This is a genomic window from Vibrio sp. ECSMB14106 (genome assembly GCF_000972265.1).
GTDB classification, from domain to species: domain Bacteria; phylum Pseudomonadota; class Gammaproteobacteria; order Enterobacterales; family Vibrionaceae; genus Vibrio; species Vibrio kanaloae.
On the sequence record NZ_LAUM01000037.1, the window covers coordinates 21,680 to 44,106 of the forward strand.

Annotated in this window: 19 protein-coding genes; 7 read left to right on the forward strand and 12 right to left on the reverse strand. The window is 42.8% G+C overall.

What is annotated here, in order from left to right; all coding sequences use genetic code 11:
- The first annotated feature begins 275 nt into the window (after positions 1–275).
- Both WR49_RS18915 and WR49_RS18920 read left to right on the forward strand, forming a co-directional pair.
- Positions 276–1,634, forward strand: a complete 1,359-nt coding sequence (locus WR49_RS18915; protein ID WP_046225034.1) for a Na+/H+ antiporter NhaC family protein — start codon at positions 276–278, stop codon at positions 1,632–1,634.
- A gap of 157 nt (positions 1,635–1,791) precedes the next feature.
- Positions 1,792–2,523 carry a siderophore ferric iron reductase gene (locus WR49_RS18920; protein WP_046225035.1) on the forward strand — a complete coding sequence of 244 codons (732 nt, stop codon included), beginning with the start codon at positions 1,792–1,794 and terminating at the stop codon, positions 2,521–2,523.
- Here WR49_RS18920 and WR49_RS18925 read toward each other — a convergent pair.
- Positions 2,520–3,728: an MFS transporter gene (locus WR49_RS18925; protein ID WP_046225036.1), complete on the reverse strand. Its 1,209-nt coding sequence runs from the start codon at positions 3,726–3,728 to the stop codon at positions 2,520–2,522. The two genes, WR49_RS18920 and WR49_RS18925, sit on opposite strands and share 4 nt — an antisense overlap.
- A 147-nt stretch (positions 3,729–3,875) precedes the next feature.
- On the opposite strand from WR49_RS18925, the gene WR49_RS18930 reads away from it, so the two are divergent.
- The 4 genes from WR49_RS18930 to WR49_RS18945 all read left to right on the forward strand — a co-directional run bounded on the left by WR49_RS18930 (position 3,876) and on the right by WR49_RS18945 (position 10,497).
- Positions 3,876–4,643 carry an ABC transporter ATP-binding protein gene (locus WR49_RS18930; RefSeq protein ID WP_046225037.1) on the forward strand — a complete coding sequence of 256 codons (768 nt, stop codon included), beginning with the start codon at positions 3,876–3,878 and terminating at the stop codon, positions 4,641–4,643.
- A gap of 22 nt (positions 4,644–4,665) precedes the next feature.
- Entirely contained in the window at positions 4,666–5,559 is an 894-nt protein-coding gene (locus WR49_RS18935) for an iron-siderophore ABC transporter substrate-binding protein (RefSeq protein ID WP_046225038.1), read from the forward strand.
- Between the two features lie 53 nt (positions 5,560–5,612).
- Complete coding sequence (gene fhuB / locus WR49_RS18940) at positions 5,613–7,559, forward strand: Fe(3+)-hydroxamate ABC transporter permease FhuB (RefSeq protein WP_156155689.1); 1,947 nt, start codon at positions 5,613–5,615, stop codon at positions 7,557–7,559.
- A gap of 781 nt (positions 7,560–8,340) precedes the next feature.
- Entirely contained in the window at positions 8,341–10,497 is a 2,157-nt protein-coding gene (locus tag WR49_RS18945; RefSeq protein WP_046225040.1) for a TonB-dependent receptor, read from the forward strand.
- 88 nt (positions 10,498–10,585) lie between these two features.
- Here the strand turns inward: WR49_RS18945 and WR49_RS18950 are convergent, their stop codons facing one another.
- Together WR49_RS18950 and WR49_RS18955 are read right to left on the reverse strand one after the other, a co-directional pair.
- Positions 10,586–11,005, reverse strand: a complete 420-nt coding sequence (locus WR49_RS18950) for a hypothetical protein (RefSeq protein WP_046225041.1) — start codon at positions 11,003–11,005, stop codon at positions 10,586–10,588.
- Between the two features lie 195 nt (positions 11,006–11,200).
- Positions 11,201–12,913, reverse strand: coding sequence for an RluA family pseudouridine synthase (locus WR49_RS18955; protein WP_046225042.1), 1,713 nt, complete (start codon positions 12,911–12,913; stop codon positions 11,201–11,203).
- Between the two features lie 293 nt (positions 12,914–13,206).
- Between WR49_RS18955 and WR49_RS18960 the strand changes: the two genes are divergently transcribed.
- Entirely contained in the window at positions 13,207–13,659 is a 453-nt protein-coding gene (locus WR49_RS18960) for an NUDIX hydrolase (protein ID WP_046225043.1), read from the forward strand.
- A gap of 17 nt (positions 13,660–13,676) precedes the next feature.
- On the opposite strand, the gene WR49_RS18965 is transcribed toward WR49_RS18960, so the two are convergent.
- From WR49_RS18965 to WR49_RS19005, 9 genes are all read right to left on the reverse strand, one after another.
- Positions 13,677–14,102, reverse strand: a complete 426-nt coding sequence (locus WR49_RS18965) for a bifunctional diaminohydroxyphosphoribosylaminopyrimidine deaminase/5-amino-6-(5-phosphoribosylamino)uracil reductase RibD (RefSeq protein ID WP_046225044.1) — start codon at positions 14,100–14,102, stop codon at positions 13,677–13,679.
- A gap of 251 nt (positions 14,103–14,353) precedes the next feature.
- A complete protein-coding gene (locus WR49_RS18970; protein ID WP_046225045.1) occupies positions 14,354–14,881 on the reverse strand; it encodes a DUF4823 domain-containing protein in 528 nt (175 codons plus the stop codon).
- Positions 14,882–14,957: 76 nt separating this feature from the next.
- Positions 14,958–15,545, reverse strand: coding sequence for a nucleotidyltransferase family protein (locus WR49_RS18975; RefSeq protein ID WP_046225046.1), 588 nt, complete (start codon positions 15,543–15,545; stop codon positions 14,958–14,960).
- Positions 15,545–15,832 (reverse strand): putative quinol monooxygenase, encoded by a 288-nt coding sequence (locus WR49_RS18980; RefSeq protein ID WP_046225047.1) that lies wholly within the window; start codon positions 15,830–15,832, stop codon positions 15,545–15,547. Before WR49_RS18980 ends, WR49_RS18975 begins: the two co-directional genes overlap by 1 nt.
- Positions 15,833–16,936: 1,104 nt before the next feature.
- Positions 16,937–17,794 (reverse strand): hypothetical protein, encoded by an 858-nt coding sequence (locus tag WR49_RS18985; RefSeq protein ID WP_017058712.1) that lies wholly within the window; start codon positions 17,792–17,794, stop codon positions 16,937–16,939.
- A complete protein-coding gene (locus WR49_RS18990) occupies positions 17,794–18,648 on the reverse strand; it encodes an ABC transporter ATP-binding protein (protein ID WP_017058711.1) in 855 nt (284 codons plus the stop codon). Before WR49_RS18990 ends, WR49_RS18985 begins: the two co-directional genes overlap by 1 nt.
- Positions 18,645–19,016 (reverse strand): GntR family transcriptional regulator, encoded by a 372-nt coding sequence (locus WR49_RS18995; RefSeq protein ID WP_017058710.1) that lies wholly within the window; start codon positions 19,014–19,016, stop codon positions 18,645–18,647. The genes WR49_RS18990 and WR49_RS18995 overlap by 4 nt, the downstream gene beginning before the upstream one ends.
- 206 nt (positions 19,017–19,222) lie before the next feature.
- A complete protein-coding gene (locus WR49_RS19000; protein WP_046225048.1) occupies positions 19,223–20,983 on the reverse strand; it encodes an EAL domain-containing protein in 1,761 nt (586 codons plus the stop codon).
- A 779-nt stretch (positions 20,984–21,762) separates the two neighbouring features.
- Complete coding sequence (locus tag WR49_RS19005) at positions 21,763–22,302, reverse strand: GNAT family N-acetyltransferase (protein ID WP_046225049.1); 540 nt, start codon at positions 22,300–22,302, stop codon at positions 21,763–21,765.
- Positions 22,303–22,427 lie beyond the last annotated feature (125 nt).

Below are 22,427 nucleotides of genomic sequence, written 5' to 3' on the forward strand. Positions count from 1 at the left end.
GAATACTTACTATTGTTTCGTTGTCTAGCGCTCTAGGCTATCTTACAACCTTCGATACTGGCGAATACTAATGATGCTTAAGCGTAAGCGTTAAAGTTCACTGCATGATCTGTTTTTGAGGCTGTTTACGGATCAGTCACCGCTTTTTATTATGTGATGTTCAATAATGTGCTTATTACTTTACATTAAATTAGACATTTAGACGTCTAGACGTTGACAAGATCTAAGTGTGACATTAGTCTGCTCCTCTTCTTGTTTTATTGCGTTGATGTTCCATGTCCAATTCAAAAAATTCTAATGCTGTAATTGCACCTTCTGCAGTTGCGCTTATCCCTCTGATTGTGTTCCTAGCGCTGTTTATTGGCGTAGGTACGTACTTGTCACTGCAAGGCGTCGATTTTGCTTTCTATCAGCTTCCAGCTCCGATTGCGGCTTTGCCTGCTGTGATGCTGGCGTTGTTGTTAAGCAAGGATAAATTGAACCGTGCTATCGAACAATTCTTAGGTGGAGTAGGTCACAAAGACATTATCGCAATGTGCATGATCTACCTATTGGCGGGGGCTTTTGCGGCCGTGGCTAAAGCCTCTGGTGGCGTCGATGCGACGGTAAACCTTGGTCTATCGGCTATTCCTACGAGCATGATTCTGCCTGGTATCTTCCTGATTTCAGCTTTCATCGCGACAGCAATGGGTACTTCAATGGGGACCATTGCTGCCGTTGCACCAGTGGCGTTAGGCATTGCAGATTCAGCAGGCATGAGCATTCCACTGACTGCCGGCGTTGTTTTGAGTGGTGCTATGTTTGGTGACAACCTGTCTATCATCTCTGATACCACAATTGCCGCGACACGTTCGCAAGGTTGTGAGATGAGAGATAAGTTTAAAGAGAATATCCGTATTGCACTGCCTGCTGCTCTTATCGCGATTGTTATCTTTGCTTTCAATAGCACGGCAACTCAGGTTCCTGAAACAGGTCCAATCGAGTGGCTGAAAGTGTTGCCTTACATCACTATCTTAATTCTTGCGGTATCGGGCATGAATGTTTTTGTCGTGCTAACGATTGGTATCTTACTGGCGGGTGGCGTGAGCCTAGGTTCTGTTGAGAACTACGGTATGACGGATTACGCTCAAGATATCTATGCAGGCTTCGGCAATATGCAGGAGATCTTCTTACTGTCGATGCTGATTGGTGGTTTGAGTGAGCTAATGCGTCGCCAAGGTGGGTTGGCGTTCCTGACTAACTTAGTCAGTGGTGTGATTCGTGCGTTTGGTTCTTCACACTCTAAGCAAGCGAATGGCCGTGCAAGTGAGTTAGGTATTGCTGGTTTGGTATCTATGGTGAACCTATGTACTGCAAACAACACGGTAGCGATCATTGTTTCTGGTAGCGTCGCCCGCCAATTGGCAGAGGAGAACAATGTATCTCCGCGTCGCTCTGCAAGCTTGTTGGATATCTTCTCCTGTGTGATTCAAGGTGTGTTGCCTTATGGTGCACAAGTGCTGTTGCTCGGTTCGGTGTTTAACTTATCGCCTTTAGATATTATTACGCACTCATACTACTGTTTTGCACTTGCAATCGTGGCTGTGGTTACTGTGTTTATTAAACACTCGGCTCGCCAAGTTGCTCAAGCATAGTCATTATTGATTTCGTTAAAAGGCTCCGCAAGAGCCTTTTTGTCGATATATTATGTTTGTTGCCTGTCCGTACTGAAATCTTAATGAGAACTAATTGCAATAATACTTTACTTTATTTATGGTAGCGGGCTGATGTAGTTACGGATAGCCGGATAAAATGAACGACCCTATTTTCTTTGAACATCTTTTTGAACACGCCAAACAGGTGACTCCCTATTTAGATGGTCAAATCACTCCTCTGTCTGACGCTAACCTCGCTGATAAGCTTATCCATAAAGAGATACCTAGCTCAGATACTCTGCGCGAGCTTTATGAAAACCTTAAGAATGAACACCCAGAAGCAGGGGCTGCATACTGGTTGACTCGAACCTGGACACTGCTTTGCTGGCAGCCTATTTACGTTGCATTTATCTCTATTTACTCTTGCCGCGGTTTACCTGAATTATCCTCAATGGCTCAGCAGGTACACCCTAATTTTATTGGTGGCTATCAATTCCCTTCAACCGCTTATGTCACGGGTTCAGAGGATGAGTTGGTTACACGTGCAGGCCAAGAGCTAGTGTCATTATTTGATTATTTTCGTGAGGAAATGAGTGAGTGGACGCGGATTCGCCCTGGATTCACCAATCATCTGTTTGCTGATGGGATTCTTGGGTGTTTGGTGAAACTGAGTCAGTACGCTCCTGAACTGCCTGAGGCGTACTTACTTGAACAGGCTCGTTTGTGGCTAAATGCCTGTGCTTTGCCAGAAAAACTTATCCATTCGATTCGTTATCATGAACATGAGAAAAAGCTTGTTTTGGTTCGAACCAGTTGCTGCTTAGTTTACAAATGCCAAGGGCGTAAATTGTGTCGCGATTGTCCAAGGCATCCGGACAATAAACGCTAAGGTGATTCTACCGCCTCAGTGTTACGGTACCTCGATACAGAGTAAGCGATAATGAGTATCGTGGCCGAAAACAATATGCACAAATAGATCGGATAAGTGGGTGAAAGGGTTGCCATGAAGGCAAGTAATGATGCCACTCCATAGCCTATCGTGTGTGCCATTGAGAGGTAACCTGCAACCGCACCGGGAGCTTCATTTTGTTGTTCTGTTGCGGCAGAGGTATAAGCCGGAACCAATAAAGCGGCCCCGCTCGCGACTACTGCCATTGCAATGCAAAGTACCCAAATATTCGTCACGAGAAATAGAGTAAACCCCATCACCATAGCAAACGCGCCAAGTTGATACATGATACGTGGTATGAGTTTTTTCTTTTTGATTACCAATAGTTGAGTACCGAACGTGCACGCAGCACTGATGGTCAGCAATGCTCCTATGCCGTCACTGATCTGGCTGGTGGACCAATCGGTTATTGAAGAAAGTAAAGGCGAGAAGCTATATTGAAGTAAAGCAATGGCAGCACACAAGAATAATCCACTCATTAGGTATGGATATAGCCTTGGATTGGGTAACCAGGGCTGTGGGCTTTTGTTGTTGGTTTCCTGTTGAGGTTGGTTTGGAATCGGAAGATTTATAGCTCCCATCAGAGCGATACAAGGAAGCGTAACCATGATCATCAATGGCGCAAAAGGGGATAACTTTAATGCCAATATTGAGATAAGTGGTCCGACTAAGCGGCCTGAGCTTAACCCTATGCTGACTGATGTGATGGCTTGAAGTCGATTTTCCTTGCCGCATAAGATAATAGCCCAATGTTGGCTTGCCGGCACCATTCCTGAAACAGTGCAGCCGTATATAATGCGAGCCACTAGTAGCCCAGTGAAATAGAACGGTATGTAAGAATCCTCACCTTTACTCAAAATCGCAAATAAAGCCAGAAATGAGAAGCTAATTGCCATGCCAATCAGAGCCTGAATAACTACTTTTTTAGGCCCGTGTTTATCACTGTACCTCCCCCAGAAAGGAGCGGATGGCAAAAATAGAAAGCTACCAGTGGCTATCAAAATAGACCATGCTGACAGCCCAAATGCGGATTGTTCTACCAAGAAGGGTAGCGAGACCAACAATCCATTTTGCCCAATGCCCATGAGAGCTGCGGCCAAACTTATAGTGGCTAATTGAACGCGTTTACTATTTGTTCCTGACATATCTTGAGGTACTTGTGGCGATGGTGAGGACGACAATGAATAGTATTGTTAATGATAAAACTGTTCATTGTGATAATAATTATCATTGTTATTTTGTTGTGATAAGATTAACGGCTTGTAGCTAATAACACAACTGCGTATTTAATTATGTACCGACTTGTCGATGCGTCGTTTGAAATCGACGGCAACCCTATTCTTTCCGCCACGAGCTTAACTTTTGAACCCGGTCAAATCACTACGCTGCTAGGGCACAATGGCTGTGGTAAGTCGACGCTGATGAAATTGTTGAGCCGCCAAAATGCTCCTACTCAAGGACAAGTTCTCTTGAGAGGTACACCAGTCTCTCAGTTCAATCATCTTGAATTTGCTCATCAAGTGGCTTACTTGCCTCAACATCCACCAATTACTGACGGCGTCACTGTTCGAGAATTAGTTTGTTTTGGCCGTTACCCGTGGAAAGGCGCCTTTGGTCGCTACAGCAAAAAAGACTATGCGATTGTGGATGATGCTATTGATAGAGTTGGATTAAATGCCTTCCGAGATCGATTTGTGGCGACTTTATCTGGTGGTGAAAGACAACGCGCTTGGATAGCGATGCTATTGGCTCAACAAAGCCAATGTATTTTGCTCGATGAGCCGACGTCTGCACTAGATATTGCCCACCAACATGAGTTGCTATCTCTTATCCGCGATCTCAACCGTACTATTGGCCTGACGGTTATCATGGTTTTACACGACGTCAACATGGCGGCTAAATTCAGTGACCACCTGATAGCGCTTTCTTCCGGTAAGGTTATAGCCTCAGGGGTTCCTCAAGAATTTATGACCCGCGAGACGTTAATGCAGATCTATGGAATTGATCTCGCCTTATTCCAGCACCCAGAAACGGGTCAACAAATCAGTTATATCCCTTAATTAAAATCAATAGGATTCAGTTGTGAAACAGTTTGTGATGATGTTTTCTATGTTTCTAGCGTTTGCGACTAACGCTATGGACCTTAAACATGAAATGGGTGTTGCCTCTTTTGATTCCGTCCCTGAAAAAGTGGTCGCTTTAGATTGGGCATTAACAGAGACCGTCTTGAGTTTGGGGGTTGAACTTGAAGGCGTGGCGGATATTGATGGTTATAAGCAGTGGGTCGTGGAGCCAGTTCTGAACTCAAATGCCACCAACGTAGGTTCTCGGCGTGAGCCTAATTTAGAGCTGCTTACTACGTTAAAGCCCGATGTCATCTTGATCAGTAAACACATGGCGGCAGCTTACGAGCGGCTCAATCAAATTGCTCCTGTCGTGGTTTTCAGCGTTTATAGCGAAGATAAACAACCTCTTGAGTCGGCGGAATCCGTGACGGTGTCTTTAGGTAAGTTGTTCGGCAAAGAGCGACAAGCAGAGTATGTGATTCAACAGACTAAACGTGTATTGGCAGAGAACGGAGCGAAAGTAAGAGCCGCGAACAAGGGAAGTAAGCCTTTTATTTTTGCTCGATTTATTAACGACAAAACCCTGCGGGTTCATGGACAGGGTTCGCTTGCACAATCAACGCTTGATGCTATGGGGTTGCGTAATGACTGGCAAGCGCAAACGAATCTTTGGGGGTTCTCTACGGTAGGAACTGAGAAGTTAGCAGAGCACCAGCATACCAATGTCATGTTGCTTGGACCTCTTAAGGAACAAGAATTAATACAGCTCTCTCGCTCACCCCTTTGGCAAGTCATGGAGTTCACTCGCACCGACTCTGTTCATGAACTCCCTGCGATTTGGACGTTCGGCGGGCTTATTGCTGCGCAACGTTTTAGTTTCCATATTAGCGATAGCATGAATAAACAATGACAAATACCGCCATTAAGCTTCCTAATCGGTCTGTGGAGCGCGTTAATTGGAAAATGACGATATTGCTCCTTTCGGTAATCATAGTGATCGGTATGTTACTGCAAGTGACTGCACCATACTCTAAAGGTGTTGAACTGATTTGGGATACGTTATTCCACTTTGATGCGTCGAATTATCAGCACTTGATTACCCGGCTAACTTACCTGCCTAGACTAGTGGTCGCATTAGCATGTGGTTTTGGTCTTGCTGTTGCGGGCTCTGTGATGCAGTTTGTGCTGCGAAACCCTATCGCATCACCCACTACATTAGGGGTTGCGGCGGGAGCAGAATTAGGCATGGTTCTCGGAATACTGTTTCTGCCTGTTGGCTTAGCCATACCAGCATTTATTCCTGCCTTTATTGGTGGCTGTTTAGCGACGGCGCTGGTTTTTTCTCTTAGTGCTGCCAGAGGTTTCTCACCTTTACACTTAGTGCTGGCAGGTATGGTGGTTAGCTTGTTCTTGGGATCAGTGAATACCATGCTACTGATGCTAAACGAACAAAGACTTACCAGTATTTTTGTGTGGGGTTCAGGTGTACTTAATCAAAATGATTGGTCGAGTGCTCAGACACTGATTCCTTTGATTTCCTTCCCAACCTTTTTGTTACTACTTCTTCATCGACCACTGTCTGCGCTGCAGTTTGGCGATAATGTTGCGACCTCGCTTGGCATTAACATTAAACACGTCAAGCTGTTGTGTTTGTCTTTGGCTATTTTTATCACCGCTGCGGTAGTCAGTGAAGTAGGGCTCATTGGGTTTGTTGGTATCGTTGCTCCCGCCATAGCGAGGATGCTTGGTGCGAGATCGTTAAGGCATCAGATTGTGGTGAGTGGGTGGGTCGGTAGCCTAATGCTATTGATTGTTGATTTAGTTATTCAGCCTTTTTCAGGCGTTGGGGGAGAGCTGCTTCCTACCGGTGCCATGACAGCATTGATTGGGGCGCCATTTTTGCTTTGGTTACTACAAAGGGCCAAGTTACCTTCAGAATTAAAAGCGCGTAGTGAGCAGGCGGAACGCTATAAGCACGTAAATACGAAAAAGATCATTGTGATCATGTTTGGCGTGTTGTTAATCGCTGCTTTACTCGCTGTTGTTGTTGGGCGAGATCAGTTTGGTTGGACATTGAGTTTCAATCAATCCTTATTGCGACTGCGTGCGCCACGGGTATTGGTTGCGTTAATTGCAGGGATAGGACTCGCCGTTGCGGGCACTATTATTCAACGAATTTCAAACAATCCAATGGCAAGTCCCGAAGTATTGGGGATCAGCTCTGGTGCGGCTCTTGCTTTAGTACTCGGGACTTTAACGGGGGTAGCGATTGAACGAGAGCAACAAATGGCTCTTGGGACTCTAGGTGCTGTATCGGTGACAGTATTAGTGTGGTTGGTGGGACGAAAACACAACTTTGCTCCCGCGCAAACTTTACTCACTGGCATTGCATTGAGCGCAGGGCTTGATGCCTTGCTACGTATTGCAATGAGTTCCGGGAATGAAAATGCAACGGCACTCCTTACGTGGCTATCGGGTTCAACTTATCTGGTGGCTACTCAAGATATCGTCTTACTATTGAGTGGCGTTGGTTTAGTCGGAGCTTTTGCATTAGCACTCAATCGTTGGATAGAGATCATCAGTTTAGGGGAGGTAACGGCTAATAGCATTGGTGTGAGCGCCACCACGGTACGTTTAGTCTTACTTCTTTTGGTCGCGGCTTTAACGACGTTGTGTACCATCGTAATAGGGCCATTGAGCTTTATTGGCCTACTTGCACCGCATATGGCTCGCTCTCTGCACCAATATCGTGCCGTACCACAAATGTTGACCGCTGCATTATTGGGGGCAATTGTTATGGTCATTGCCGATTGGTTAGGTCGAACTTTGTGGTTCCCTTGGCAATTCCCTGCTGGTTTATTGGCTTCATTAATAGGTGGAGGTTACTTCCTGTATTTAATGAGACGTTAATAAGAGAACCCTTCAGTTTTAACAGGAATTAATACGATATTTGCAGTCGATCTGTACGTCGTTATAGAGGCCAGAGTACTGAAAATTCGAGTGCTCTGGCCTTTTTATTTGTCGGTATGTTATTGATAGAATTAATATTTGTAGGTTTGTTATTTATTTTTGTTAATTATTAAAAAATTGGTTGATTATACAAATGATAATAATTAGCATTCTCTATATTGGTTTGGTAATAATAGTTCGAGAAATAATATGAATCGTAAAAACGATCGGCTCAATCTCGAGAGTTCAAACAAACAGGTCCGAGGTAATGACCCGTCCATTGCTTGTTTTCTCAACTCTCTCGCCCGCGAAAGTCAGTTCATTCAAATTCAACGTTCTGAAGGCCGGTACATTTTCCAGCTGTCCTTATCAGAAAATAGAGTGATTCAAATCCCTCTAAGCTATCACTCTGAACTTGGCAGTCATGAATATGACCTACCTGCATTGCTCCTTACAGAAGACTCGTATCACGCTTTATCTCTTGAAGACCTGATCGACCGAGCCCTTCCACATTGTCCGAATTGAGCTCTATTAAATAGTGCATTTGATACGTAATGGCTTTGTTGTTTTGGACAATTGGTATTGTCTTGTCTGCTTAAGCCATGATTTAAGAATTTAAGCCATGTGTGAACCTCTTGATGGGTGATGATGACATTGGTTTATTTAGCAAAGTAATAATGAAGGACATCACATAAGCCTTGATGGTTTTTGGAGCCTTCTCTCCATAAAAATAGAGAATAAAATGAACGTTAAAAAAGGAAGTTTTCCACTATCGACTGTTGCTTTAGCGGTTGCCGCTGCAAGCACAATATTCCCAGCCCAAGCTCAACAAACAACAACTGAAGAAAAAATGGTCGTTGTTTCAAGTCGCACTCCTAAAGCGATCAGTGATATACCAGGCACTGTTTGGTATATCGATTCGGCGCAAATTGAGCAGGAGTTTCGTGGTGGTAAGTCACTTGGCGAGATTCTCTCGGCAACTATCCCGTCGTTAGACGTTAGCAGTGGTGCTCGTACTAACTATGGTCAGAACTTACGTGGACGTAAGATGCTCGTGATGATTGATGGTGTATCTTTACAATCTTCACGTCCAATCAGTCGTCACTTAGATTCGATCGACCCGTTTAACATTGATCGTATTGAAGTGTTGTCGGGTGCCACTTCGATCTATGGTGCGGGTGCGTCTGGTGGTGTAATCAACATCATCACCAAAAAAGCGGACGGTGAAGCGCTAGAGTTTGAATCGTATGTGGGAGGTTCATCAGGCTTTAATTCAGGTGAAGACTTTGATTACAAAGTGGGTCAATCAATTTCTGGTGGTAACGATAAGGTTACTGCTCGTGCATCTGTGGTTTATACCGAAACCCAGGGTTTCTTTGATGCTGACGGCGACATCGTAACGCCTGATATTTCTCAGGGTTCGTTACAGTTTAACCAAACGGTTGATTTTTTGACGACAGTTGGTGTGAATATCTCTGAGACGAAGAAGCTGAACTTGTTAGCTCAATACTACGACAGCCAACAAGATTCACCTTATGGACTTTACATCGTTAACAATAAATTTGTGGATGTGAGAAAAGGTTTTTATTCTGACCGTGAACATGGCACCGAGCGTATGATGTTAAGTGCGTCTTACGTTGATGACCAGTTCTTAGGGCATCAACTTATTGCTGAAGCGTCTTACCGTAAAGAAGATCAGACCTACACGCCTTATTATCAATCTTCAGGTCAACAAATAACGGATGTTTTCTCTTTAAAAACAGCCTTAGCGAAGAGTTTTAACAAGTTTAACATCGTTTATGGTATTGATGCTTATCAAGATACCTTAGAGAGCAACCAAGCACTTTATGATCCAACGATAGCCAATAATTCTGGTAATCTAGTTAACCAAACTTACGCTGAAATAGGTCGTTATCCTGGCGTTGAGGTTGGTTCTGTAGCGGGCTTTGTGCAAGCCGGGTATTCGATTACTGATGCTTGGAGTGTCGAAGGTGGTTTCCGTTATCAATATATGGTCAATAAGATTGACGATTTTGTTGGATATAAGCAACAGGGTCAGATAGCTAAAGGCAACGGAACATCAGCCGACTCAGTACCGGGTGGTGAAACGAATTACAGTGTTGGGTTGTTTAACTTGGGTACGATCTATCACCTCAATGATGAGTCTCAAATCTGGACTAACTTCTCTCAAGGTTTTGACCTTGCGGATCCTGCGAAATACTACGGCCAAGGTGACTACACGTTGGTTGGTGATAACTGGCAATTAAACGACAGTATTAATGTTAACAACTCAAAAATGTCGGGCATCAAAACCAATAGTGTTGAACTTGGTTATCGCTTAGATAACGGTGATTTGAATCTTCAAACTGCAGCGTATTACTCTCACTCGGATAAAGCGGTTAAATACAACAAGCAGACACTGCTTATTGAAGAGTTGGATGATAAAAAGCGTGTTTACGGTTTAGAAGCGATGGCGTCTTACTGGGTACATGACAACGTTCAACTGGGGGCTTCAGGTCACTACGTTGTTTCAGAAGTGAAAGGCGACGATGGTTGGAAAGATATGACTGCTGGAGAAGCGAGCACGTCAAAAGCAACAGCATGGGCTGGTTGGTATGATTCAGAGCTCGCGCTTAAACTTCAAAGCCAAACTATGTTTGATTACGAAGATGACTCTCAAAACAAACTGGATGGTTACACTGTGTTTGATCTTGTGGGCTCTTACCAATTACCTGTCGGTAGCTTAGGTTTTGGTATCCAAAACTTACTTAACGAAGACTACACAACGATCTGGGGTCAGCGCGCACAAATTGTATACTCGTCTCACTACGATGCTGCAGCTTACGATTACAAAGGCCGTGGTCGTACTTATACTTTGAATTACCAAGTTAAGTACTGATCTCTTTTCGGTAACTGATGTAGAGCTAAATATAGCTTAGCAAAGGCAAAGCCATTCATAGCGATATGAGTGGCTTTTTGTATGACTCTCAATATAGCCTTGCTGGATTACCTCTAACGAGAACGCTGTTACTTACCTCTCGGACGCTTTCTACCAAGCCATTGCGTTCTAAGCCGCGTCTTACGCTGCTGCATAGTTTACCAAAACGACGCAGTTCTTCGAAGTTTGGCCCTTGTCCGATTGAAATATTGTGTTCCCAATACATCAACTCACTGTCGACCATCTCCAATAATTTCTTAGAGCAACCGGAGCAATTTCCTTTTGGCCCACAAATGAACGTCTCCGACTCGTACAGAGGGAGCTCATTTTTCACTTCTTCAATGAGGTTCATCATTGCCGAGTTTAAGTCTGGCTTCTTGTTGGTGAGTGGTTTCAAGCTTAGTGCTTGAGGCGCGGTCACTGAAGGGGTTTGTGTGTTGGATTGTAAATTCAAAGCAGTTGATGACATACCAAAGGCCTCAAGGAAAGAAGAAGAGGAGCATCCTACTCTTCACGAAAAAGTGAACCTTGATGTAGTGCAATAAGCGTGGCGATATATCCGAAAGAGGTAGGAGAAATAAGGGCGTGAGAATGGTGGAGAGCGTGAGAAGGAGAGCCACAAACGGTGTGGCTCTCAATTAAAGCTTAGTATTAACGAGAACCCTTAGAACTCAGCGTCGAACTGGAACTCCATCCACTCTTTGGTGACCGGGTGATGCAGCGCTAACCTTTCAGCATGTAGGTGTAATCGGTCAGCTTTATTGCCATACAAGCCGTCACCAACGATAGGCATGTTAAGCCCTTCTTCGTGTGAACAGTGAACGCGTAATTGGTGTGTACGGCCAGTTTTCGGGTGCAGATAAACCTTGGTTGTGTCTTGGTTTCGCTCAATCACTTCCCATTTGGTTTCAGCTGGCTTGCCGTGTTCGAAGCAGACAATCTGACGAGGACGATCGTACAAATCGCCGCGCAATGGCAAGCGAACATAACCTTCATCTTCTGCCAGAACGCCTTCAATCATTGCTACATATCGCTTCTCGACTTCACGAGTAATGAACTGCTTCTGCAAGCTTTTGTTCGCACGTCGTGTGAGGGCAAATATCAGAATACCAGAGGTCGCCATGTCTAAACGGTGAATAACAAATGGCCCTTCAACATCGGGGTGCATTTCTTGAACACGAGTGTAGGCCGAATCTTTGATCGTTTTGCCCGGTACAGATAGAAAACCGGCTGGCTTGTGTACCACAACGATGTGCTCGTCTTGGAACAGAATATCCAGCTCTTTGCCTTCTGCTGGGTTTTCTAATAGTGGGTTTGGATCGACTTCTAGGCCTTTCATCATGTGGCCTAAAATTGGAACACATTTGCTTTGGCAAGAGGCGTAGTATTTTTTGTGTTTGCGGATTTCCGATTTTGGTGAGCGACCCCACCAGAATTCAGCCAGCGCCAGTGGCGTATAACCATTCAAGTATGCGTATTGCAGAAGCTTTGGCGCGGCACATTCGCCAGACCCGGCAGGTGGGATCTTATTCGGCGTGTTTTCAAAAATTTGGTTTAGATCTTCGACATTACCTTCCGCATTTTGGAAAGCGTATTGTGAAAATAACTTGTGTTGAAGCTGATGAGAAAGGTGTGCTCTTTGTTCTTTGAGCTCAGCTAGTTGAGTGGTGAACACATCAACTTTAGCCTGCAACACTTGCAGGGTTTGTTCCCAGTTGAGTTTTAGGTACTTCTGCTGGTTCTTGTCGGCAACACTGGCTTTGTTTAGCTCGTTATTTAGCTGTTCGAAAGCTTGATCATCAAGGTTTTCTTTACCTTGTTCGCGTTGTTCTTTACGCGTTTTTCGACCTTCAATAATCAATAGGCGCTGAGCTTCAATCTCTTGCTCAGCTTGCGCTTTTTGCTGCGCCAGTTGCTTGCACAATTCAAGGTATTCAGTATTTGCTTGCAGCGCTTTAAACTCAGCATTTACAGCCATCATATCGGCCGTATCTTGATGGAAAAAGCTGTCGCTGCTTAGCATGTCGAATACAGGTGGAACAAAGTGAGGCAGTAGGTTTTGGTCGGCGATTTTCCCAGAGAAAGCAGAGAAGTAACCCAATTCACCTTCAGGACTTTTCACCAGTAACACACCAAACATTTTGCCGCGACCATCGTCAGAATCTAGCCCGAAATCATGCTGCCAATCGGTTTGAGTTTCTAGATATTGTTGAAGTTGGTGAGAGGCGATTTCACACAGTGGGTGTGGTTCGTAATAGAATGGGAACGTGAAACGCTCAGGCAACGAATATGACTCGATCGGCTGTTGAAAGCGAGTGAAGCAATGCTCAGGGTTGTGGCTTTTTTCTGAGGCGTGCGTTGGTTTTGGTGAGTGCATATTGTCGTCTTAATACTTATATCGTCGTGTAATGGGTAGTGAGTCTACCGTGTATTACTAGAAAGCCTTCAACACGGTACAAGGCGGCGATTCTACTCTTTATCGAAAAGCGCCACAAATAAGAAATGGTTCAATTATTGGATACCACCGTTGTGATGCGTAACTCCAAGTTTTCGAGTGACGGTTTGAGCTTCATAAATGGATGAGTGACTTCTCGTTTTTTATTATAGAAGACAACTTAATAAACGAAGGGTGGTAGCCTTACCGATGTCTTGTGTAACTAAGGTAACGTTATGATCCCACTAAATACTTCCATCGTGGCAGGTGTCGCTCTTTCTGAAGTCAACGGCCAAACGAAAATGCTATTAATGAAGCGTGTGAAGGGCGGTTTTTGGTGCCATGTTGCTGGTTCAATCGAAGTGGGTGAGACTGGCTGTCAGGCCATTGTTCGTGAGTTTGAAGAAGAAACCAAAATCGCAGTGGAAGCTCTGTATAATGCGCAGTTCCTAGAACAGTTCTACGAGGCGGACGTGAATGTAATTCAGCTAATCCCTGCCTTTGCAGTGCTATGCCCGCCCAACCAAGCGATTGAACTGAATGACGAGCATACGGAGTACCGTTGGTGCAATTTAGAAGAGGCAAAAGCGTTAGCGCCATTCCCCAACCAACATGCTGTCTACGATCATATCTGGTCGTATTTTGTCGATAAGCCAGTCAACCCGCTTTACCGAGTGAAATTGAACTAATATTGGTTGTTTAAGATCTAGGGCTTACCAAGGTAAGGGGATAAAAAGGCGCTCACTTGTGTTTGGCATAACCCCACATCCACCTTCACGCCGTGCGATTCAAGGATCGCAACACCACGACCATTATTACGAGGGTCTGGGTCTAGCATCGCCACCACTACGTGTTTCACACCGGCTTTAACCAATGTATTGGCGCAAGCGGGAGTTCTGCCGACAAATGAACATGGCTCTAAAGTTACGTAAGCGGTAACGCCTTCCATTGCTCCATCATAGCTATTGAGCGCTTCAACCTCGGCGTGGTTGCCACCTACCTTCTGTGTATACCCAACAGACACCACCTTATCGTTCTTCACCAAAACGCAGCCTACTGGCGGGTTTGGTTGGCAATCAGGTAGGGCTTGGCGCGAAGCTTCGAGTGCTTGCAGCATGTATTGTTGGTTCATGGTCGTTACTCAGTATGACGAGAGAGCGTAGCAGCTAGTCGCCACGCGCGGTTGATGAGTTGGTTAGTGACTAACTTAATAAGCTAACAAGTGGGGGCATGTTCGATCTGATTGGGATTTTAGTCAATGGTTTTAGTACAGAGGCAAAGTTTGATTCGACATAGGTTAACCATGCTAACTACGGTGTCATAAGGTAGAGTTGAGGTTGTCTACGCAATAGAGCTCAATTGTTGGCTCACCACGATAAATAATTAATTTAATAGGCTAGCCATAAATTCGCTGACCGGCTCTGACAATAAATCTTGTGGGTGGTCACCGCCAAAGGTAGCTAGCCCGCTTTTTCCTTCGATTATACCAGACTTAATAATTACTTTTGTTTTAACATCAACAACTGTAATTTTTACGCTTACTTTATCTGGCTTTGCTGACCATTCAGTCGCGCGATCTTCCCAGTGTAATATGGTAGGAAAAATTAAGTAGTCGAACTCATTGCTTTTCGCATATTTAAGGACAAAATTGTAATCAGCTGCTTGGTTAGCGATTGCGACGTTGTTTAGTTTTGTGAATAACTCTGATTGAAGAGCTTTACTCACCATTAGTCCTGAGCCTGAATAATAGTGCTTCCCATACTCCCCATTCTTTGAGCGGCCGATTAAAACTGAATCACTTGTTTCAAATTTAGCTGTTGAGTTTACATCCGTAACCTGAAGTTTATGTGTATCAGCACACCCAATGATAACTAAGCTTATAAGTATCAGTAACGCACGTAAAATCGACATAATAGCTACCTTATATGGATGTGAGTTAATATTAATCATAGTTTATATTAAACATATTAATGTATAACATTTGCGACTAATTAGTACGAGCGACAAAGGACCCTTTGAGACTCAAACAACCAATAGTTAACTTCGGCCAATGAGTTAACCAGTTTTTAGACTGAACTCGTTGTTCAAACACGTCTCTGTTGCGATTGGGATTCGGTGTGATTTGCAAATCAAACAAACTCTCTAAACCAAAAGATGCAATACACTCGATGTCTCCATTAAGGCTTTGCTTTACGGCGACGGCGGTTTCTTTCTCTGGCCAGTAACTCATCGCATCTAATGAGCCTTGGTAAGGTTCATCCCCATTTCTAGTGTGCATGTAGGCTTGATTGCGAACTTGCCAATTCAGTTCGGGTAACCGTTGTTTAAGCAGAGCCTCGTATTTAAGATCCGATTCGTAAGAGGTATCCATGGGATCAAAGTAGATCACATCAATATCATTGAGTGGGGTCGGGGAGGCATAACCATGCAGGTGATCCCAAACGAGGTTTCTCACAAAGCCCGCAGCGACATAACACTGCGGTAAATCCAACTGAGCGACACAGCTTAAAACCTGCATTCGCAAGGGATCTTGTTTGATCAACGTGACGATGCGCTTGGCTAGCGGATGTATCATTATGATGTCGGAATATCGGTGATTTGATAATGACGTGTCACGTTCTTGGAGATTTCACCCCATTCCGATCTTTTAACTCGACGCTGGTGTATGTCGAATGCTTCTCGGTTAGTGAACTCTTCATACACTTCAAAGCGATTAGGTTGAAGCGTACTTTGACTGACTCGAAACACTATACAGCCAGGCTCCGCCAGTGTGAGTTCTTTATGCGTAGCTAAGGCTTGGGTGACTGTTTCTAGGGCGTTGTCTGGCACTAGAATATGACCTTGTAGAATTACTTTACTCATTATTACGTCCATTTAACTTTATCTATTACGAGCATTATCTATTAGATAGAAGCTTTATCCATTGCCAATATAATCACATTTTGATGTTGTGACGTACAGATCAATGTGGGGTATAAAACGATCATCTTCAACATATCGGTTGTTACGTCGTAACTTTATTGGGTGAAATAAAGTAAATATTTGGAACTAAATCCGTGCTGGTCCGGTCTATTGATACGTATCATGGAACTGTATTGATACTGAAATGAATATGTCATTTGAGAGAGCTAACCTTAAATTCGAATAACGGCTCATGGTATGAAACTGAACCATAGTTGATATCTAGGTCTAACTTTGATGCAAATGGTACTAAGAATTCCATATATTTCGTGACCTGTATCATTGATCTAGCCATCAAACACCGTTAGATTCGAATAGTTGGCAATAAAAATAGCTCAAGAAGAGCAGTTAAATGAAAAGGAAAGATCCCATATGAAAAAAATGAGAAGAGCACAACTTCATCGCGTTCGTATCCAATATTGGAAAGACACGTCAAAAGAAGCGGCAAAGAAATAAGCTTTAAATCGTAAAGCTATCAAGTCAAAAAGCTGAAAAGCTTAAGTATAATGAAAAATGCAACAAACCGGTTTCATTAGTTCTCCCAAGGACCTTCATCTGGTTGGTGACTAAAGAAATCATTCTCCAAAGAGCTGACAGGCATTAAGTACAATGCATCCAGTGTCAGCTCATTAATACCGCTCTTAACTCATCTTTACTCCACTTTAGTTCTTCTTAGTTAAAACGACCCTCTAGCTCTTTTTATGATCTAAACGGTAAGGCTAATAAACTGGATGTATTGCTAATACCCATCGTCGTAGGTACTTGGTCACCCTCGCTTGTTGAAAGGCTTGATAACTTCGTTAGAAATTGTGGTTGTAGGATAATAATTAACCGAAAATGTCTGACTGGCCCTAAAGCATTTGCCTGCACTAATTATGATCACTTATTTACTGTGATTGGGAAAACAAAAAAGCTCCTGATTTCTCAGAAGCTTTGATTTTGATTTGGATATCTGACGTGGTGATTTACTCAGGAGTGATATCGTTAACGTCAGGAGAGCTCTCTCTAACGTTGGAACAGCCCCTTCAAACTCACATCATCCGTTCTGTTTAGCTTTAGGCTCAGTAGATAACCGCTAACACCAATCAATACATAAATACCTAAAGATAAAACTGGAGCTTCTGCAATTGCGCTGAACGGATTACTCGCCATCAGCACGTTGATTGGTAGCGAAGCGATGAGAGATAGGAAGTCATTGATGCCATAAAATCCAAACACGGCAACAGAGAGAAACTTAATCGCATAGCTTGAGATAAAAATCACAAGCAATGGTGAATTAACCAACTGTGAAATAGCCAGAGTAACCGTTGCCAATGGTAATAGAACCAGTGCAACTAACATCATTCTTCCAAAGAACACGAGCCAGTTGCTTAACACATAAAACAGAGACTGCTGCTCGACGAGCAGCGCTAATTGCTGTTGGCTTGAAATGTTCAGTATCCAAAGCAGGAAATCGGCGAATAGCACTAATAGTGCACAGAGAGCTGGAATAACCACTAAACCGAAGCCTAGCTTCACTCCGTGAGTCATTGCATTGGATACTGGCATACTTCTCCAAAACATCGAACTGCCTTCTTGACGCTCTTTACGCAGCGTTTTAGGGATGTAAAGCGTCGATAGGATCAGAGAAATAAGGCCCGCGCCAAAGTAGATCACTGAGTTGAGGTCTTGTGCGAACTCTCTGTGGATGTCACTAACGTCGCCATTGACTTCCATTTGAAAGAAAAAATCGTGTTGCGCCTGGCCGCTAAAGAACAGGCTAACGAACAGCAACAAACCACATAATGCGACAAACAGAGGTAAACGAGTGTTAATCTTGTGCTCGATAAGCTCTTTTTCTAGCATGTAAAAACTTGGATGCATTATGCCTTCTCCGTCTGTGTTGCAAGGAATAGGTCAGCGAGACCCACGTTGTAGATGTTTCCCAATGATTCAACCAGTTCTTTGTATTGACCTTCTAATAACCACTTAGTGGTCCCTAGGCCCGGTTGTGAGGTCAATGGATTGAGCTTCTGGATCTCGTTTGAATGGCTGTTGGCGACTTCGATAATGAAATAGTCGTTTTCGATGTCTTCCATGCTCTTTTGCAGCACACAATGGCCTTGCTTCAAAATCAGCACATCCGTTAATAGGTGTTCAATTTCTGAAACCTCATGGCTAGCAATGATCATGGCGCGATCGCCATCGTGGAACCACTCTAAAAGGTGGCGATAAAAAGTATCGCGGTACAGCAAATCTAGGCCAAGTGTAGGCTCATCTAAGATCAACACTTGAGTGTCAGTCGCGATGATGATCGCAAGGTGAAGTTGTACTTTCATTCCCTTAGAAAGCTGCTTGATAGTCGAAGAGAGCTTGATGTTGGTGCTGCTTAATGTCTGCTCTGCTTTTTGTTTATTGAAGCTAGGGTGTACACCTTGGGTATATCGAAGTAGTTGCTTAACGGTCATCCACTCGGGTAACACGTTAACGTCTGAGATGTACGACAAGTGCTGCATGAGTTCTGCATGCTGGTGGATAGGGTGATAGCCGTTAACCTCTATCTCACCTTGATAGCTGTGTCCGCCAAGCAGTGATTTGATCAGAGTTGATTTACCCGCGCCATTGTGGCCCAGCAAACCAAGCACTTGCCCCGGTTTTAACTCAAAGCTGATGTTCTCGACACCCACTTGATTTGAATAGGTTTTGGTTACGTTTTTCACGGAAAGTAACGTACTCATGACTTGTCCTTTATATGTTGTGCTAGCTGTTTCACGAGTTCTTCGACACTCATATCAATGATGCCTAGCGTCTCAGCGATGGCTGGGATCTGTGTGTTGATGAATGATTGATGTGCAGACTCTTTCAATTTTTGAACTGCCCCCTCGGCTACATACATGCCTTGGCCGCGTTTTTTCTCTACTAACCCTTCATCAACCAGTAACTGGTAGCTTTTCATGACGGTGAGGTGGTTGATCTTTAGATCAGCGGCAACCGTACGCACAGAGGGCAATGCTTGTTGCTCTAACCAAACACCTTGAAGAATTTGGTCACTGATCTTTGTCGCAAGCTGCCTAAAGATCGGTTGGTCGTCTTTCCATTTGGTCATAATTAACACTACATGGTGATATACATGAGTATAACACTAAACTATTTGTTCAAATTGGCAATGTTTTTATGAAAATGGACAGAGTATTTTAATGGTTGGATAAAACGTTTTGCGGAAAGGTGGGACTTGAAGCCTACATCCTTGTGGGCTCTAAATCGGTCTTATGAGCGATAACTATTTTAATAGAAAAGGGGCGGCATCAATACTCAAATAGGGTCAGAGGTTATCTCCTTTGAATTATTGGGTCTGCTATACAGGTAGCCTTGATGTAAGTTGTAGCCGAGTTGACATAAGATGTATTGTTGTCTGCGGGTTTCTACACCTTCATAAATCATAGTGATGTTTGATAAGCGACCTATTTCCGAGATGTTTAGCAATACACCTTGATGATGCTCACCTGATTCGATGTCTTTAACAAAACAACGGTCCAGTTTTAGGTAGCGAGGAGAGATAATACTAATGATTTCGATATTGTTATTGCCAGTGCCAAAGTCGTCCAACGCAATGGTTATACCAAGTTCTTTAACTTCTTTGATGTTGTCGATGACCTCACAGCCATAACCAATGTTCGAGTACTCAGTAATTTCTACGACAAACTCATTTGCTTCTAATGCTAATAAATGTTTTCTGAGTTTTTCAAAATTAGATCCTACCAAAGCACTCGGACATACATTGACACCATAGATCTCATGGTTGTTATTTAACTTAGCGTTTTTGACCGTTTCAATGATTAAAATAGTATGAAAAGTCAATAAATTGGTACGTCTCATAGTGTTGATGAAGCTCAGGACGCCAACGTTATGAACTCTCGACAACAACTCGTAGTATAAAACGGTGTTGTCTTTTGTGTTGATTATTGGCTCTTCCTCAAAGGAGATATGTCTCCAACGATACATGTAAGTGATAAAGCCTAAAATGTAAGAGCGATACAGTAGTGTGGCGAGCATCAGAGCAAGTGCAGCCCACAATTCAACAACATTGTCACTGTAGAACGTGATGGATGCGCCAGTTGAAAGTGAGGTTTGATAAATAGGCTGATTGCTTTCGCCAAGGTTCAAGATATCGTTATCATTTTTTTGGATAGAGACTGAATCGACGAGCAGCGGTAACAATGAATTTTTGTACCGAGCTTCAATAGGACGTTTAGAAATCCGCACAGTAAGGTCAATATTATGTTCGTGATCGGCGAAATGTGAGTACGAGAAATCTGCACTGTTGTAAAAATCGTCAATTTGATCGAGCTTTACCATTTCCGAGCGTGTTTTAGAGATATAACAGGAACGATAAGGTGTTGTCAGGAGCACCGAATCAATGTTGAGAGAGTGCCTTAACGCGTGCACCGACACTTGGCTACCACAGCCGTAGTTCATGACTTCTTCCGCTATCAGCTTTGTGTTCTCGCTATATTCGCTTGCAATCTTCGTCGTATAAAGGATCTGGAAAAAGTAGATAGCAAATAGAAAAAATGAAGAAATAGTGACGACGGTTATCAACGCTTTGATCAAATCCTTCTGATAGGTGTTGATCATCAGCTTTAATAGTTCGATATGGTTGGGTTTGAATGGGGTGATGTTGTGCTTTGGTGCTATGCAGTTTTCTGAGCTTTTATCTAAATCTATAAAGTAGCCTACCTTGTATAGATTTGAGATAAGTTCGCTATTACTATTTATTTTTGCTTTATTACACAGGTTTCGATACTTCTTTCTAATCGAAGCAATAATATTTTTTAAGGCGTATAAGCTGAACTCTTCATCAAAGTGTAATTTAAAGGATTCTTCAACATCTCGTGCAGACTGAGGGTTTGATATTGATGAATTTTCGATAAGGTACTTAAAAACAAAACTCTCTTTACTATTGAGTCTTTCCTCTGATATTTTCTTGCTGTTTATTTTTATATAGATTTTCTCTTCGTTATAAATTAGTTGCAAGCTCTCATCGTTTTTATTTATGTTGAAAGAACAGTGCATAACTCAACTCCTAAGTAATACTTACTATTTATATGATTGATATTTAATAACTAGGACTTTTATTCACACCAAGACTTTTTAAATAACACAACTAAAATGTCACTATTTTTCTTAAAATGTTGATACTAATCTCAGAATTTTTACCTTAATGAAAATCTGTGAAGATGCCCACTCAAAGCTTGAATTTATAAATGAAAGTCCATGATTTACAAGAGGTAAAGAGGATTTATCCGTCTATTTTGGTATTTATCCATTTCCAAGGCTGTATCTTATGGCTTCCATATCGAAATTCAGAGTGTTCTAATTAATTTTTTGTCTTTGTTCTTTCTATTGATATTTAATAATTGTAAGAGTTTTATAAATAAAATAGGATGGTTGATTTTTATATATAATTAATACAACTCATCTGTTTATTTAAATTGAAATGTAGAATAGATGATAAATATTAATTTGTTTTTATTATGTGGTCGTTATTGGATTTAGGTCATGGTTTTTTGGTAATTAAGTCTATTGGGTGATTGTTGACGTTGTATGTTAGTTATCGTATAAATTAATTTTTAGTTACTTTAGACTTTTTTACTAATTATTAATTAAATAGGAGAGTTAATAACTGAGTTGATTGCTAAACGAGCGGTATAGTTCTAGGTATATTAATCTTGTCAGATTATCTAATATATTAATGCTGTGGATATTAATTATTGGTAAATTTAAAAACGTTAGTATGTGTATCCTGTTATTCGTTGACGTTTGGGGTATTAAGGATAAATTAAACTTAAGTGTTATGACCGCTTGGAACGATGAAGGCCATAAATAGCGTGGTCAACGATGCGACCATTCAAGTTTTCGTCACGAGTTATGATGCCTTCTAATGTGAAATGTAAGCGCTCACAAACCTTGCGACTACTGTGGTTACCTGTTGCCGCTGATATCTCGACCTTTTCCATATCTAACTTATTGAAAGCAATATCAATCAGCTTCTCGACCACACGAGTAACAATCCCTTTTCCTTGATAAGGTTCAGACAGCCAATAGCCTATCGTGACTTTCTGCTTATTGTGGTCAATGGTGTTGAAGCTACAGTTACCGACGATATTATCTTTATACACAATCGCACAGGTCATGCTCTGGCCTTCTGCGTAATCGTGCAGCGAACGTTGGATGAAGATCCTAAAATCTTGCTCGGTTTTACAATGTGGCGGCCACGCAAGCCATTGGCTTAGGTACTCATTCTGGCTTTGTGAGATGTCCGCGTAATGAGAAGCGAAGCTCTCTTCAACCAATGCGATGGATAGCTCGTTATCGATAACTGTTTTAAACATGTCTTTCCTTTTCTTATGATTGCTGATTTTTGTCAACCTAGGTCGGTAGGATATAGTGCTGCATGATTTTTAATATCAGGGCAAGATCATGAAAACCCCTTATGGAATAAGGGGTGACGTGAAGT